The sequence below is a fragment of the Achromobacter sp. ACM01 genome, from assembly GCF_014851745.1.
In the GTDB taxonomy this organism is placed as follows: Bacteria; Pseudomonadota; Gammaproteobacteria; order Burkholderiales; family Burkholderiaceae_B; genus Achromobacter; species Achromobacter aegrifaciens.
The window spans coordinates 1-13,357 of sequence record NZ_JACVAF010000014.1 but is presented as its reverse complement, the minus strand read 5'-3'; the positions used below and the strand labels follow the sequence as shown (position 1 = coordinate 13,357).

Here is a 13,357-nt window from a genome sequence, read left to right as displayed (position 1 = left end):
GGCGGCCTTTTGGGGCTTACGCGGTGTCTTGCGTCGTGATGGTGTGTGTTTGCGTTTGGCGTTTGGCGTTTTGCGCCTTGCCGTGTGGTTCGTGGTCTATGCTGAGCGTCCTTGCTTATTGATCTGGGGCCGTCATGCATCTGCAAGCTGCCATTCCCATCTTGCGTATTTTCTCCGTCGAAAAGGCGTGCGAGTTCTATCTGGATTTCCTCGGGTTCGAATGGGACTGGGAGCATCGCTTCGAGCCGGGCATGCCGCTGTATGCGCAAGTGCATCGCGGTGACCTGACGCTGCACCTGAGCGAACACCACGGCGACGCCACGCCCGGGTCCGCGGTGTTCGTGCGGATGCGGGGCGTGGACGAGTTCCAGGCCGAGGTGAATGCCAAGGGCTATGGCTATATGCGGCCCGGCGTGGAAGAGATGCCTTGGGGGCGGGTGATGACTGTCATCGATCCGTTCGGGAATCGGCTGAGTTTCTGCGAATCATCCGACTAGACGCCCAGGTAGCGCTGCGCCAGTTCGGGCTGCGCGGCAAGTTCGGTTGGGCTGCCTTGCCAGACCACGCGGCCTTTTTCCAGGACGTGGTGGCGGTCGACGAGCGTCGCCATTTCCTTCAGGTTCTTGTCTATCACCAGGATGGTCTGGCCTTCTTCCTTCAGGCGGCGCAGGCAGTTCCAGATTTCGTGGCGGATCAGCGGCGCCAGGCCTTCGGTGGCTTCGTCCAGGATGAGCAGGCGCGGGTTGATGAGGAGGGCGCGACCGACGGCGAGCATTTGTTGTTCGCCGCCGGACAGCGTGCGGGCGGATTGGGCGCGGCGCTCCTTCAGGCGCGGGAACAGGTCGAAGACGCGGCCGACGTGCCAGCCGGCGCGGGTGTTGCGGGCGGTGGCGATCAGGTTTTCTTCCACCGACAGCGAGCCGAAGACGCGGCGGCCTTCGGGTACCAGGCCGATGCCCAGCTGGGCGATGCGGTGCGGGGCCTGGCCCGCGATGGGTTGGCCGTCGAGCAGGATGCTGCCGCCCTGGGCGGGCAGCATGCCCATGATGGTCTTGACGGTGGTGGTCTTGCCCATGCCGTTGCGGCCGATCAGGGATACGACCTGGCGCGCGGCGATGTCCAGGTCCACGCCGAACAGCACTTTGCTCGCGCCGTAGCCGGCCTGCAGTTGCTTGAGTTGCAGCATCAGTCCTCCTCGCCCAGATAGGCGGCGCGCACGTCGGGATGGTGGCGCACCTCGTCCGGCGTGCCTGTAAAGATGGTCTTGCCGTAGACCAGCACGGTGATCCGGTCGGCCAGGGCGAAGACGGCGTCCATGTCGTGTTCGACCAGCAGGATGGCGTAGCGGCCCTTCAGCTCCTGCAGCAGGGCGGTCATGCGTTGGGATTCCTCGGCGCCCATGCCGGCCATGGGCTCGTCCAGCAGCAACAGCGAGGCATCCAGCGACAAGGCCATCGCCAGTTCCAGCTGGCGCTTTTCGCCGTGGGCCAGTTCCGAAACCCGTACGTGGGCGCGGCCGCCCAGGCCGACGCGTTCCAGCGCCTCTCTGGCGGGTTGGCGCAGTTGCGGCAGGCGGCGGGCGTTCTTCCACAGGTTGAAGCCGCCGGGGCTGTGCGCCTGCACCGCCATGGCGACGTTGTCCTCGGCGCTGAAGGCGGGGTAGAGCTGGCTGATCTGGAACGAACGCGCCAGCCCGGCCGCGGGCCGCTTGTGGGCGGGCATGCGGGTGATGTCGCGGCCATCCAGCAGGATGTCGCCCGAGTCCGGCAGGATCTCGCCGCTGATCTGCGACAGCAGCGTGGTCTTGCCCGCGCCGTTGGGGCCGATGAGCGCATGCAGTTCGCCGGGCCGGACCTGCAGGTTGACGCCTTGGGTCGCGCGCACGGCGCCGAAGGATTTCTGCAGGTCGCGGATTTCCAGCTTGGGATGATCAGTCATGGTGCTTGCCTCCCACCAGCCAGCCATAGACGCCGCGCTTGCCGAACAGCACCACCAGCACCAGCACAGGCCCCAGGATCAGCATCCAGTGTTCGGTCCAGGCGGTGGCGACCTGTTCCAGGCCCAGGTACACGGCCACGCCCAGTACGGGGCCAAAGATGGACCCCATGCCGCCCAGGATCACCATGGCCATGAGTTCGCCGGACTTCTGCCAGGACGACATGTCGGGGCTGACGAAGAGCGCGTAGTTGGCCCACAGGGCGCCCGCCAGCCCGGTGCCCGCGGCCGACAGCACGAAGGCGGTGAGCCGGTAGCGCAGCGGTGCCAGGCCCAGTCCGATACTGCGGCGCGGATTCTGCTTGATGCTTTGCAGCGCCATGCCGAAGGGCGAATTGACGATGCGGCGGCAGGCCAGGATCCATGCCGTCATGAGCGCCAGGCAGACGTAATAGAAGGCGGTGGGGTTGTTCATGTCCAGGCCGGGCAGGGTGTTGCGCGTGTCGATGGACAGGCCATCGTCGCCGCCGTAGACCATCAGGCCGACCAGGATGAAGTACAGCATCTGTCCAAAGGCCAGCGTGATCATGATGAACTGCACGCCCGAGGTCCGCAGCGACAGGAAGCCGACCACCAGGCCGGCGAGAGCGGCGGCAGCGATGGCCAGCGGCCACATCACCAGCGCCGCGTTGCTGCCGCTCCAGCCGAACAGTGTGTCGCCCTGGCTCAGGTGAAAGCCCGCGATGCCGATCACATAGCCGCCCAGCCCGAAGAAGGCGGCATGGCCGAAGCTGACCATGGCGCCGTAGCCCAGGATCAGGTCCAGGCTGACGGCGGCGATGGCGTAGATGAGAAAGCGGGTCATCAGGTTGATCAGGAAGCTCTCGCCCGTGGCCGACGCGATGGCCGGCACCAGCACGAACAGCAGCAGTCCAATCGCGTTGACGATGGTTTTTCTGGTCATGGGTATCGTTCCTATCGCTGCGCGGGCACCAGGCCGCGCGGCTTGAACAGCAGCACGATGGCCATCAGGATGTAGATGCTGGCCGAAACCAGGCTGGAACTCGCCGAGTCCGACAGCTCCGGCGGCAGCAGCCGCGACATCCAGAACGGGATGTAGGCGCGCCCCAGCGCATCGGTCATGCCTATCATCAGAGAACCGACCAGCGCGCCGCGCACCGAACCCACGCCACCCACCACGATGACCACGAAGGTGGTGATGAGGATGCGCTCGCCCATGCCGATCTCCACCGCCAGGAGCGGCGCGGCCATCACGCCGGCAAAGCCGCAGAGCAGGGCGCCTAGCGTGAAGATCAGCGTGAACAGGCGCTGGATGTTTACGCCCAGCGCGTCGACCATTTCGCCGTCGTCGGCGCCCGCGCGTACCAGCATGCCGACGCGCGTGCGCGAGATCAGCAGCCACAGCCCCAGCGCCACCAGCACGCCAGCGCCGATAAAGGCCAGTCGCATGAGGGGATAGTTCAGGCCGGGCAGGATCTCCACCGAGCCCGACAGGAAGGGCGGGATGTCCATGAAGGGCGGGCTGCGGCCGAACAGCACCGTCACCATCTCGTTGGTGAACAGCGTCAGGCCCAGCGTGGCCAGCACCTGGTCCAGGTGGTCGCGGCGGTACAGATGGCGGATCACCAGCAACTCCACCACCAGGCCATAGAGCGCCGCGCCAGCCAGCGCCGCCAGCAGCGCGGCCAGGAACGATCCGGTGGCCGCCGCGGCGCTGGCCGCGCAGAACGCGCCGACCATGTAGAACGAACCGTGCGTCAGGTTGATGACGTTCATGATGCCGAACACCAGCGTCAAGCCCGCCGACAGCAGGAACAGCAATGCGCTGTACTGCAGGCCATTCAAGACCTGCTCCAGGAACATCAGCATTGGGGACTCCTCGTGGAGTGGACCCGGCGGACTGCGCGCAATCCGCCGGGCGTCGTGCGGACTTACATCTTGCAGTCGGCGGCGTGCACGTCGGTATGGTCGCGGGCGATGACCTTCAGGTTCTTGTAGACCAGCTTGCCGTCGGGGCCGGCCTCGATGTGCAGCAGGTACCAGTCCTGGATCGGGTGCTGGTTGGGGCCGAACTTGAACTTGCCGCGCACGCTGGGGAAGTCGGCGCGGCGCAGCGCGTTGCGGAAGTCGTCAGCGCGGCCGGTGATGTCGCCGTCCACGGCCTTCAGTGCGGAGCCGATCAGGTTGGCGGTGTCGTAGGCCTGGGCCGCATAGGCGGTGGGCGCGCGGTTGTAGGCCTTGGTGAAGGCTTCGACGAAATGCTTGCTCTGCGGGTTGTCGAGATCCGCGCTCCACAACGAGCTCAGGTAGAAGCCCTTGCCGGCATTGCCGGTCGCGGCCAGCATGCGGTCGTCCATCGAGTAGATGGGCGTGATCATGCGGATCTTGTCGGCCAGGCCGGAGTTGGCGAATTGCTTGGTCAGGTTGATGCCCGCGCCGCCGGGGTGGAACTGGAAGATGGCGTCGGGATTGAGCGAGCGGATGCGCGCCAGTTCCACCGAGAAGTCGGCCTGTTCCAGCTTGGTGTAGATCTCGTCGGCGATCTCGCCCTTGTAGGTGCGCTTGAAGCCGGCCACCGCATCGCGCCCGGCCTGGTAGTTGGGCGCCATGATGACCACGCGCTTGGCGCCCAGCTCGTTGGCGGCAAGGCCCGCGGTGTCGGCGTAGGAGTCGTTCTGGAACGCCACCGAGAAGTAGTTCGGGTTGCAGGCCTTGCCGGCGTAGTTGGAGGGGCCCGCGTTCAGGCTGACATAGAAGCCGCCCGCGTTCAGCACGGTCGGCCCCACGGCCGCCATGACGTTGGAGAAGTTGATGCCCGTGAACAGCCGCACGCCGCCCTGCACCATCTTGTCGGCGATCTGCTTGGCGTTGGCGGGCTTGAGCGCGTCGTCCTCCACGCGCACATTGACCGGCACGCCGCCGAGTTTGCCGCCGCCTTCCTTGACCGCCAGCATGAAGGCGTCGCGCTCGTCTTCGCCGATGTAGCCGGCGGGCGTGGACAGGGTGCCGATGAAGCCGATGTCGACCGGCTTTTGCTGCGCGCCGGCCGCGAACGCGGTCAGCGCAAGCACGAGGGCGGCGCTGCCGCGGATTGCGGTTTTTCTCATGGTTGTCTCCTTGGGTGCCTGCATTTTTTCTATTGAGAGGATTGCCCCGCGAGGCAGTTTTCCACCTTCCAGCCGTACAGCCACTGCAACGCGTCGTAGAACTGGGACTGGCTGCGGCCGGTCCACAGCATGTTGCGCACGGTGCGTTCGACGCCCCGCGCGTGATAGAGCCTGCCCATTTCGCGGGTGGACCACACCACCCGCGCGCTGCGCGGGATGCGGACGGATTCGTACAGGCGGAACGCGGCCTCCAGGTCTTGGCCGCATTGCTTCACGGCTTCGCCCAATGTCACCGCGTCCTCCAGCGCCATGCAGGCGCCCTGAGCCATGTATTGCGTCATGGGATGGGCGGCATCGCCCAGAATGGTCACGCGCCCCTGGCCCCAGCGTTCCACGGGCTCGCGGTCGGCGGTGGCCCAGCGCTTCCAGGACGTGGGGCGGTCCAGCATCTGGTGCGGACGCGGGTGGATGCCCTGGAAGTAGGACAGCACTTCTTCCTTGCTGCCCTCGCGCACGCCCCATTCTTCCTGTTCGCGGCTGTGGAAAGTCACCACCAGGTTGTATTGCTGGCCGCCGCGCAAGGGGTAGTGCACCAGATGGCAGTGCGGGCCAGCCCACAGCACGGGGGCGTTGATGCGCAGCTCCTCGGGCATGTTCTCGCGTTCGACCACGGCGCGGTAGACCACGTGGCCGGTCACGCGCGCCGGGTCGCCCACCATGCGTTCGCGGATCACGGACTTCACGCCGTCCGCGCCTACTACGGCGTCGGCGCGATAGCGGTTGCCCTGGGTGTCCACGACTTCCACGCCCTTGTCGTCCTGCGACATGGAGGCGATCTGGGTGGAGGTGCGAAAGCTGATCAGCGGATTCTGCTGCACGGCCTCCAGGATGGACAAGTGAATGTCGGCGCGATGGATCACGGCATAGGGGCCGCCGAAGCGCTCGCGGAAGGCCTCGCCGGTATCGATGCGCACCACTTCGCGGGCGTCCACCGCGTCCATCATGATGATGTGGTCGGTAAACACGGCGCGGGCGCGCGCGGTCTGGCCCACGCCCAGGGCGTCCAGCGCCGCGAAGGCGTTGGGACCGAGCTGGATGCCGGCGCCGATTTCGCCGATGTGCGCGGCCTGCTCCAGCAGCTGCACGGCGATGCCTTGCCGGGTCAGCGCCAGCGCCGCGGCCAGGCCGCCGATGCCGCCGCCCACCACGATCACGGATTTATCGGTTTGCGTTGCGTTCATGTATGGCCTCCGCGCCGTTCAGTCCTGGCCGCCCAGGAACACGCCTTGTTTCACCAGCTGCGCCTGCAAGGCGGAAATGGGCACGTCACCGGGGGCGATGCCGGCGCGCAGCGCCATGGCAGCCGCTGTGCCCGCGGCCTCGCCCATGACGAAGCAGCTGCCGCTTACGCGCGCCGCCGACTGGCCTTCGTGCGTCATCGAGGCGCAGCGCCCGGCCACCAGCACATTGCCCGCCACGCCCGGGGCGCGTTTGGGCACCATCATGCGGAATGGCAGCTGGTTATAGCCGCGGGACTCGGGGATCGGCGGCCAGAGCCATTGCACGTCGCCGGCCGTGTGCATTTCCAGCGGCCAGCCATTGACGCCGATGCTGTCCGGAAAGTCGGCGCAGCCCAACACGTCTTCCTTGCTCAGAACGGCCTCGCCCACGATGCGGCGGGTCTCGCGGATGCCCAGCTGCGGCGCGATGTCCAGCACATAGGCGTTCTCGAAGCCCGGCACCTTGGCGCGCAGGAAGGCGAGGTATTGCACGATCTGGCGGCGGCCTTCGAGTTCGCCGGCCGACAGGGAATCGGCGTCGGTGCCGTCGGCCGCGCTGCCGTCGGCGTTGGCCAGCTGGGTCACGTTGACCCGCCACTCGTAGTCGTGTTTTTGCGGGCGCACGATGGCGCCGCGGCGCGGGAAGGTGAATTCGCCGCTGGCCGCAGCCTGGTCCATCAGCTGGGGGATGGTCTTCCAGGCTTCCTGCGCGCGGGCGCCGTCGACATTGCCGACCTTGAACATCAGCGTGGGATAGAGCATGCCGCCGTGCTCGTCGCCCTTCTCGAAGGGCAGGCCGCCCCATTGGGCGATATCGGCGTCGCCCGAGCAATCGATATAGACCTTGGCGCGCACGGCGCAGCGGCCGGACTTGGTTTCCAGGAAGAGCGCATCCACGTTGCCGTCGGCGCCGCGCGCCAGGCCGGTGGCCAGCGCATGGAACAGCACCTGTGCGCCGCTGGCCTGGACCAGCCCGTCGGCGGCGCACTTGAAGGCCGAGATGTCATAAGCCTGGGCGTGGATCTTGCCCAGGATCAGGTGAGGCTCGTTGAGCCCGTCCATGGCGCGCATGCGGTCCAGCAGGTCGTCCGTCATGCCGTGGACCACCTGGCGGATGTCGCCCCGGATGTTCGCGTGCAGGCCGCAGAAGTTGGATACGCCGGCCGCCGTGCCCATCCCTCCCAGGAATCCGTAGCGTTCCACCAGCAGCACGCTGGCGCCGTTGCGCGCGGCGCTGGCGGCGGCCAAGAGGCCGGCGGGGCCGCCGCCCAGCACGACGACCTCATATTCGCCGTAGAGCGGAACCTGGCGGGCGGGTTCGGTGATGAGCATCCCGTGTTCTCCTTGTTTGGGTTGCGCGGCGTGGCCGGGCGCCGGTTTACTGGCCCTTGATGCCCAGCTTCTTGATGAGCGGCTCCCAGCGCTTGAGTTCGTCGTCCATGTAGGCGCGGAACTCGGCGGGCGTGGTGCCGGCGGGATCCATGAACTGAGCCTGCAGGCGCTTGGTGACCTCGGGATCACGGATGGCCTGGATCAGCGCGTCGGACAGCTTCTTCTGGATGTCGGCGGGAACCTTGGACGAGATCACGAAGCCGATCCACGCCGAGCCCTCGATGCCCGGCACGCCGACTTCGGCCAGCGTCGGGATGTCGGGCAGCAGGGCCGAGCGCTTGGAGGAGGTGACGGCCAGGGCCTTCAGGCGTCCATCCTTCACCATGGGCATGACGGCGATGGGCGGCAGCGCGGCGAACTGCGTGTCGCCGGACAGCAGCGAGGTCAGCGCCGCGGGCGACGAGGGATAGGGCACGTGGGTGGCGCGCGCGCCGGTCTGCTGCAGCATCAGTTCCACGGCCAGGTGCGACACCGTGCCGGCGCCCGTGGAAGGGAAGTTGTACTTGTCCGAATTCTTCTTCAGCGCTTCCAGCAACTGGCCGATGTTGTCGATGCCGGCCGAGGCGGGCACGACCAGCACATTGGGCTGGTGCACCGCCAGCGTCAGCGGCGCCAGGTCGGTCGCCGGCGCATAGGGCAGCTTGTCGAACAGCAGAGTGTTGTTGACCAGCGGGCCGGTAATGGACACGCCGAAGGTATAGCCGTCGGGCTTGGCGTTGGCGATGGCATAGGTGCCGATGTTGCCGCTGGCGCCCGGCTTGTTCTCGATGACGATGCTCTGGCCCAGGATGGCGCCGGCCTTTTCGCCAACGATGCGCGCCACCTGGTCGGGGCTGGAGCCTGGGCCGAAGGGGACAATGGCCTTGAGCGGCTGGGCCGGCCAGGCCTGCGCCTGCGCGGCGGCCAGCGGCGCAAGCGCGGCCAGTCCCAGGATCAGGGCATGGGCGGCGATACGGCGCGCGTAGGGCTTATGCATGGGTGTCTCCGAGATCCTTCATGGTGTTGAAGTAGGTTTGTTCGTTGGCGATGAAGGCCGCGACCATGGCGCGATAGGTGGCGTCCACCACCTGGTCCAGGTTGGCGAAACCCTGGTTGTGGCGTTCGGCCAGCAGGCGCGCCTTTTCGAAGACCTGGGCCTGGCGGGCCGGGGCGCTGACCTGGAAGGCGTCGCGCTTGAAGCGCGCGGCGTCCTTCACGTACATGGCGCGTTCGGCGATCAGGCGCACGATCTCATCGTCCAGCCTGTCGATGTTGGCGCGCACTTCCGCCAGGTTGGCGCATAGCGGGCGGTAGGCGGGATCGGTGTATTCGCGCAGCGGCGCGCCCTGGGTGTCGGGTTCCTGGTTGCTCACTTGGTGTAGTCCGGTTGCTGGGTGGGAGCCGCTTGCTGGAAGGCGGGCTGCGCATTGCAGTGTTCATAGACGCGCATGGCGCGCGGATAGGCCGACAGGTCGCAGCCCATGCGCTGGGCGTTCGCCATCTGCGGCACCAGGCAGCAGTCCGCCAGGGTGGGCGCGTCGCCGTAGCAGTAGGCGCCATGGCCGTGGCGCGCCAGCAGCGCTTCCACAGCCGTCATGCCCTCGCGGATCCAGTGGTGATACCAGGCGTTCTTCTGTTCTTCGCTGGCGCCCAGCACGTCCTGCAGATAGCGCAGGATGCGCATGTTGTTGACGGGGTGGATGTCGCAGGAAATGGCATCGGAAAGCTCCAGCACGCGGGCGCGCTCCAGCGTGCCGGCGGGGATCAGGCGCGGCTCGGGATGGGTGGCGTCCAGGTAGTCGACGATGGCCAGCGACTGCGACAGCTGGGTGTCGCCATCGATCAGCAGGGGCACGCCCGCGGAAGGATTCTTGGCCACGTAATCCGCCGCGCGCTGCTCCTGCTTGCGCAGGTTCACAGGCAGGTACTCGTACGGCAAACCCTTGAGCGCCAGCGCGATGCGCACGCGATAGGAGGTGGAACTATTGAAGAAGCTGTGCAGTTGCATGCGGGTTCCTGGAAGGTTCACACCATCTGCACGCTGAGCGTGCCCAGGCCGTCCACGCCGCCGACCATCTTGTCGCCGCGCACCACCGGACCCACGCCTTCGGGGGTGCCGGTGTAGATCAGGTCGCCGGCTTCCAGGCGGAAGTACTTGGACAGGTAGGCGACGGTTTCGGCGACGGACCAGATCAGCTTGCCGATGTCGCTTCTTTGCTTGTCGGCGCCGTTGACCTGCAGCCAGATGGCGGCCTGGTCGATGTTCTTGACCGCCCCGGCAGGATGCAGGGGGCCGATGGGCGCGCTCAGGTCGAAGGCCTTGCCCAGTTCCCAGGGCCGACCGGCTTCGCGCATCTTCATCTGCAGGTCGCGGCGGGTCATGTCCAGGCCCACGGCATAGCCCCAGACGTGCTGCAGCGCGTCGTCGACGGCGATGTTGGCGCCGCCCTTGCCAATGGCCGCCACCAGTTCGATCTCATAGTGCAGATTGGCGGTCTCGGAAGGATAGGGCAGCGACAGGGTGCTGCCTTCAGCCACCGGCACCACGGCGTCGGCCGGTTTGCAGAAGAAGAACGGCGGTTCGCGGTCGGGGTCGAAGCCCATTTCGCGGGCATGGGCGGCATAGTTGCGGCCGACGCAATAGACGCGGCGCACAGGGAAGCTGTCCTGGCTGCCGGCAACGGGCACGGCGATGGGAGCGGCGGGGTCGAAGACGAAAGACATGGGTCACCTTTGAGGAATGCGGGGCGGGGCCTGGCGCGGCCCCGGCCTGATACGGAAGTGGAGGGAGTGCGCCGGCCTTTAGCCGACGCGCGCTTCGCGCCACACGCCCAGCGCGTCCTGCACGGGGCGGTCGGAATAGCTGAACAGGGTGGCGTCGTCCAGCGCGGCCAGCTGCACGGGCTGCCAGGACGGCGCGACGAAGACGTCGCGCGGGCCGAAGTGGAATTCCTGGTCGCCGATGCGCGCGGTGCCGCGGCCTTCGACCACGCTGTAGACCGTGGAGTCGGTGCTGCGGTAGGTCTTGCCCTGGAATCCGGCGGGCAGGAACTGCATGAAGGTCGCCATGGTCGGCATGGGGTAGCCGCCGGTGGCCGGATTCAGGTAGCGCAGCTTCACGCCGTCCCAGGGGTCCAGTTCGCCGTGGCGGTAGAGCTGGTCCAGGGCTTCGCGGCTGCGTTCATAGGGGTAGTTGAAGATGGGCGATGTGCCGCTGGAGGTCTGGTGGCGCACGGGCGCCATGTTGTGGCCGTAGCGCGCCATGCTGTCGCCCTCGGGGCGGGTCACGGGTTGTGTGGCCGAGGGATAGTTTTCGGCGAAACCCGCGTCCAGGAAGCGCAGCAGCGGAATGTCCAGGCCGTCCAGCCAGACCACTGGCTCGCCGCCTTCGGCGGTTTCGGCGTTGCCATGGTCATGCCAGGTCCATGACGGTGTGATGATGAAGTCGCCGGGGTGCATGGTGGTGCGTTCGCCGTTGACCGCGGTGTAGGCGCCGCGGCCTTCGACGATGAAGCGCAGCGCCGACTGCGTATGGCGGTGGCTGGGCGCGATTTCGCCAGGCAGGATCAGCTGCAGGCCCGCATACAGGCTCTGCGTGATGCTGGCCTGGCCGGGCAGGCCGGGATTCTCCAGGATGAGCACGCGCCGCACGGCTTCTTCCGCCGTGATGAGCGAGCCGGACGCCATGACGTCGTCGCGCACGTCTTCGTACTTCCAGATGGCGGGGACGCAACGCGGCGCGGGTTCGCGCGGCACCAGGTTGTGCAGCGACTCCCACAAGGGAGCCATGTGTTTTCTGGCGATGCGTGCGTAATAGGCGGCGCGGTCCGCGCCGGGGGTGTGACCGTCGGGCATGCTTGTCTCCGGAATGTCCGGCTGGCGCCGGCTTCGCGTGGCCGCCGCGTGGCTCGCGGCTGGTCCTGATATGGAGACGATTATGCGTAAGGAGCTATGTGTTTTGAAATGAATTTATCTTATTATCCATACCAATAAGAATATACATAGACGAGACGAGGGCCTGCATGGACTGGACCCACCGGTTGCGCCTGCGCAATCTGAAAATGCTGCTCAGCCTGGCCCAGACCCGCAACATCAGCCATTCGGCGGCGATGCTCAATACGACGCAGCCGGGCTTGTCTAAGTGGCTGAAGGATCTGGAAGACGACATCGGGCTGCCGCTGTTCGAACGGCACGCGCGCGGCCTGCGGCCCACGCCGCACGGCGACGTGCTGATCGCGCATGCCCAGCGGGTGGAGGCGCAACTGGATCGCGCCAGCGCGGACATGGCGGCCTTGCGCGAGGGCGGCGGCGGCCGGGTGGTGATAGGCGCGTCGGGCGCGTCGGCGTCGGACACCGTGCCGCTGGCGGTGATGAAGCTGCTCGAGCGCATGCCGCAGGCCCGCGTGAAGCTGGTGGAGGGTACGACCGACCAGTTGCTGGCGCAGTTGGCGCAGGGCGACCTGGACATCGTGGTGGGGCGTTCGGCGCCGGAGCATCACGACCCGGCGATCCGCTTCGAGGCCCTGTACCTGGAACCCATCCACCTGGTTGCGCGGCCGCGCCATCCGCTGTTCGCGATCGAGCAGCCCTCTTGGCCAGACCTGCTGTCTTACCGCTGGATCCTGTGGCCAAAAGGCACGCCTATCCGCAATGCGGTGGACGCGGCGCTGGCGGCGGCGGGCCAGGCGCCGCCGCCGGACCACGTCGAATCGAATTCGGTGACCATCAATCTCACGTTGATCAATAACAGCGACATGATCGGGGTGGCTTCGCATCGGGCGGCGCTGCGGTTTTCGCAGATGCGGGCGATGCGGATCATTCCGGTGCGTCTGTCGGGCTTCGGGTCGGTGGCGATGTACTGGCGCGAGGATGCGTTCCGTCCGATCGCGGTGCAGGAGGCAATGGCGGCCTTGCGCAGCACGGTGGCGGAACATGCGCCGGGCGCGGCGAGGGCATGATGGATGCGCCGCGGGCGGGCCTGAACGCGTTGATCGCGCAGTGCCGCAAGCTGGAGGCGGCGCTGCCGGATCAGGACCAACCGGCTGCGTCGGCGGCGATGCATCGCTTCGTGGCGGAGATGGATGCGCGTCGCGCGCCGCCGGGGATGTGGTCGCCGCTGGTGTTGGCGGTGTTGGTGATGACAGGCGGGCTGGGCGTGGGGATAGGTTTGCTGAGCCTGCTGCTGCGCGGCGCGGGGCCGGCGTTGGCGGCGTTCGCGCTGGTGCTGGTCTGTGCGGCGACGGCCCTGGCGTTGGCCATTGGCGTGGTGGCCTTCATGGGCGGGCATGCATTCGGCCTGGTGGTGCTGAAGCGGCTGGCCTTGGGCTTGATTGCTGTCGGCTTCCTGGGCGTGATCGCGTGGACGCAGGGAGACGTTCGGGCGGTGGGACCGGTGGTGGCTTTGCTTGGCGGGTTGGGGGCTTGGCTGGTGCTCAATAGCAATGGGTTTTATGTGTTTGCGGGGTATCAGATGGCGCGGAGGTATATGGAGCGGCGGGGGTGATGGTTTGGTTTTTGAGGCTGTGGGTTCTTGAGGAGGCTGTGGGTTCTTGAGGAGGCTGTGGGTTCTTGAGGAGGCTGTGGGTTCTTGAGGAGGCTGTGGGTTCTTGAGGAGGCTGTGGGTTCTTGAGGAGGCTGTGGGTT

Annotated in this window: 15 protein-coding genes; 3 read left to right on the top strand and 12 right to left on the bottom strand. The window is 66.8% G+C overall.

The window, feature by feature from the left end:
- The first annotated feature begins 134 nt into the window (after positions 1 to 134).
- Positions 135 to 497, top strand: coding sequence for a glyoxalase superfamily protein (locus IB268_RS30580; RefSeq protein ID WP_192355295.1), 363 nt, complete (start codon positions 135 to 137; stop codon positions 495 to 497).
- Here IB268_RS30580 and IB268_RS30575 read toward each other — a convergent pair.
- The 12 genes from IB268_RS30575 to gtdA all read right to left on the bottom strand — a co-directional run bounded on the left by IB268_RS30575 (position 494) and on the right by gtdA (position 11,569).
- Entirely contained in the window at positions 494 to 1,186 is a 693-nt protein-coding gene (locus tag IB268_RS30575) for an ABC transporter ATP-binding protein (RefSeq protein ID WP_059379096.1), read from the bottom strand. The two genes, IB268_RS30580 and IB268_RS30575, sit on opposite strands and share 4 nt — an antisense overlap.
- Positions 1,186 to 1,938, bottom strand: a complete 753-nt coding sequence (locus tag IB268_RS30570; RefSeq protein ID WP_119450289.1) for an ABC transporter ATP-binding protein — start codon at positions 1,936 to 1,938, stop codon at positions 1,186 to 1,188. Before IB268_RS30570 ends, IB268_RS30575 begins: the two co-directional genes overlap by 1 nt.
- Positions 1,931 to 2,899, bottom strand: coding sequence for a branched-chain amino acid ABC transporter permease (locus IB268_RS30565; protein ID WP_192355294.1), 969 nt, complete (start codon positions 2,897 to 2,899; stop codon positions 1,931 to 1,933). Before IB268_RS30565 ends, IB268_RS30570 begins: the two co-directional genes overlap by 8 nt.
- 11 nt (positions 2,900 to 2,910) lie before the next feature.
- Complete coding sequence (locus IB268_RS30560) at positions 2,911 to 3,825, bottom strand: branched-chain amino acid ABC transporter permease (protein WP_082401347.1); 915 nt, start codon at positions 3,823 to 3,825, stop codon at positions 2,911 to 2,913.
- A 62-nt stretch (positions 3,826 to 3,887) separates the two neighbouring features.
- On the bottom strand, positions 3,888 to 5,063 hold the full coding sequence (locus IB268_RS30555; RefSeq protein ID WP_054458970.1) for an ABC transporter substrate-binding protein: 1,176 nt from the start codon (positions 5,061 to 5,063) through the stop codon (positions 3,888 to 3,890).
- Positions 5,064 to 5,092: 29 nt separating this feature from the next.
- On the bottom strand, positions 5,093 to 6,304 hold the full coding sequence (locus IB268_RS30550) for a 3-hydroxybenzoate 6-monooxygenase (protein WP_054458972.1): 1,212 nt from the start codon (positions 6,302 to 6,304) through the stop codon (positions 5,093 to 5,095).
- A gap of 18 nt (positions 6,305 to 6,322) precedes the next feature.
- Positions 6,323 to 7,675 (bottom strand): FAD-dependent oxidoreductase, encoded by a 1,353-nt coding sequence (locus IB268_RS30545; RefSeq protein WP_054458974.1) that lies wholly within the window; start codon positions 7,673 to 7,675, stop codon positions 6,323 to 6,325.
- A 46-nt stretch (positions 7,676 to 7,721) separates the two neighbouring features.
- Positions 7,722 to 8,711 carry a tripartite tricarboxylate transporter substrate binding protein gene (locus IB268_RS30540; protein WP_192353462.1) on the bottom strand — a complete coding sequence of 330 codons (990 nt, stop codon included), beginning with the start codon at positions 8,709 to 8,711 and terminating at the stop codon, positions 7,722 to 7,724.
- On the bottom strand, positions 8,704 to 9,087 hold the full coding sequence (locus IB268_RS30535) for a chorismate mutase (RefSeq protein WP_054458979.1): 384 nt from the start codon (positions 9,085 to 9,087) through the stop codon (positions 8,704 to 8,706). Before IB268_RS30535 ends, IB268_RS30540 begins: the two co-directional genes overlap by 8 nt.
- Positions 9,084 to 9,722, bottom strand: a complete 639-nt coding sequence (maiA, locus tag IB268_RS30530) for a maleylacetoacetate isomerase (protein WP_054458981.1) — start codon at positions 9,720 to 9,722, stop codon at positions 9,084 to 9,086. The genes IB268_RS30535 and maiA overlap by 4 nt, the downstream gene beginning before the upstream one ends.
- 17 nt (positions 9,723 to 9,739) lie before the next feature.
- Positions 9,740 to 10,438 (bottom strand): fumarylacetoacetate hydrolase family protein, encoded by a 699-nt coding sequence (locus IB268_RS30525; RefSeq protein WP_119450292.1) that lies wholly within the window; start codon positions 10,436 to 10,438, stop codon positions 9,740 to 9,742.
- Positions 10,439 to 10,516: 78 nt separating this feature from the next.
- Positions 10,517 to 11,569: a gentisate 1,2-dioxygenase gene (gtdA, locus tag IB268_RS30520; RefSeq protein ID WP_054458986.1), complete on the bottom strand. Its 1,053-nt coding sequence runs from the start codon at positions 11,567 to 11,569 to the stop codon at positions 10,517 to 10,519.
- 167 nt (positions 11,570 to 11,736) lie between these two features.
- On the opposite strand from gtdA, the gene IB268_RS30515 reads away from it, so the two are divergent.
- Positions 11,737 to 12,672 carry a LysR substrate-binding domain-containing protein gene (locus IB268_RS30515; protein ID WP_054458988.1) on the top strand — a complete coding sequence of 312 codons (936 nt, stop codon included), beginning with the start codon at positions 11,737 to 11,739 and terminating at the stop codon, positions 12,670 to 12,672.
- Positions 12,672 to 13,217 (top strand): hypothetical protein, encoded by a 546-nt coding sequence (locus IB268_RS30510; RefSeq protein WP_054459011.1) that lies wholly within the window; start codon positions 12,672 to 12,674, stop codon positions 13,215 to 13,217. Before IB268_RS30515 ends, IB268_RS30510 begins: the two co-directional genes overlap by 1 nt.
- Positions 13,218 to 13,357 lie beyond the last annotated feature (140 nt).

What these genes read in the sequence shown, in the direction of transcription:
- IB268_RS30510 (WP_054459011.1), top strand. Translation starts at nt 12,672, where the DNA reads ATGGATGCGCCGCGGGCGGGCCTGAACGCGTTGATCGCGCAGTGCCGC.
- IB268_RS30555 (WP_054458970.1), bottom strand. Translation starts at nt 5,063, where the DNA reads ATGAGAAAAACCGCAATCCGCGGCAGCGCCGCCCTCGTGCTTGCGCTG.
- IB268_RS30575 (WP_059379096.1), bottom strand. Translation starts at nt 1,186, where the DNA reads ATGCTGCAACTCAAGCAACTGCAGGCCGGCTACGGCGCGAGCAAAGTG.
- IB268_RS30525 (WP_119450292.1), bottom strand. Translation starts at nt 10,438, where the DNA reads ATGTCTTTCGTCTTCGACCCCGCCGCTCCCATCGCCGTGCCCGTTGCC.
- IB268_RS30540 (WP_192353462.1), bottom strand. Translation starts at nt 8,711, where the DNA reads ATGCATAAGCCCTACGCGCGCCGTATCGCCGCCCATGCCCTGATCCTG.
- IB268_RS30560 (WP_082401347.1), bottom strand. Translation starts at nt 3,825, where the DNA reads ATGCTGATGTTCCTGGAGCAGGTCTTGAATGGCCTGCAGTACAGCGCA.
- IB268_RS30565 (WP_192355294.1), bottom strand. Translation starts at nt 2,899, where the DNA reads ATGACCAGAAAAACCATCGTCAACGCGATTGGACTGCTGCTGTTCGTG.
- IB268_RS30545 (WP_054458974.1), bottom strand. Translation starts at nt 7,675, where the DNA reads ATGCTCATCACCGAACCCGCCCGCCAGGTTCCGCTCTACGGCGAATAT.
- IB268_RS30570 (WP_119450289.1), bottom strand. Translation starts at nt 1,938, where the DNA reads ATGACTGATCATCCCAAGCTGGAAATCCGCGACCTGCAGAAATCCTTC.
- IB268_RS30550 (WP_054458972.1), bottom strand. Translation starts at nt 6,304, where the DNA reads ATGAACGCAACGCAAACCGATAAATCCGTGATCGTGGTGGGCGGCGGC.
- IB268_RS30515 (WP_054458988.1), top strand. Translation starts at nt 11,737, where the DNA reads ATGGACTGGACCCACCGGTTGCGCCTGCGCAATCTGAAAATGCTGCTC.
- gtdA (WP_054458986.1), bottom strand. Translation starts at nt 11,569, where the DNA reads ATGCCCGACGGTCACACCCCCGGCGCGGACCGCGCCGCCTATTACGCA.
- IB268_RS30580 (WP_192355295.1), top strand. Translation starts at nt 135, where the DNA reads ATGCATCTGCAAGCTGCCATTCCCATCTTGCGTATTTTCTCCGTCGAA.
- maiA (WP_054458981.1), bottom strand. Translation starts at nt 9,722, where the DNA reads ATGCAACTGCACAGCTTCTTCAATAGTTCCACCTCCTATCGCGTGCGC.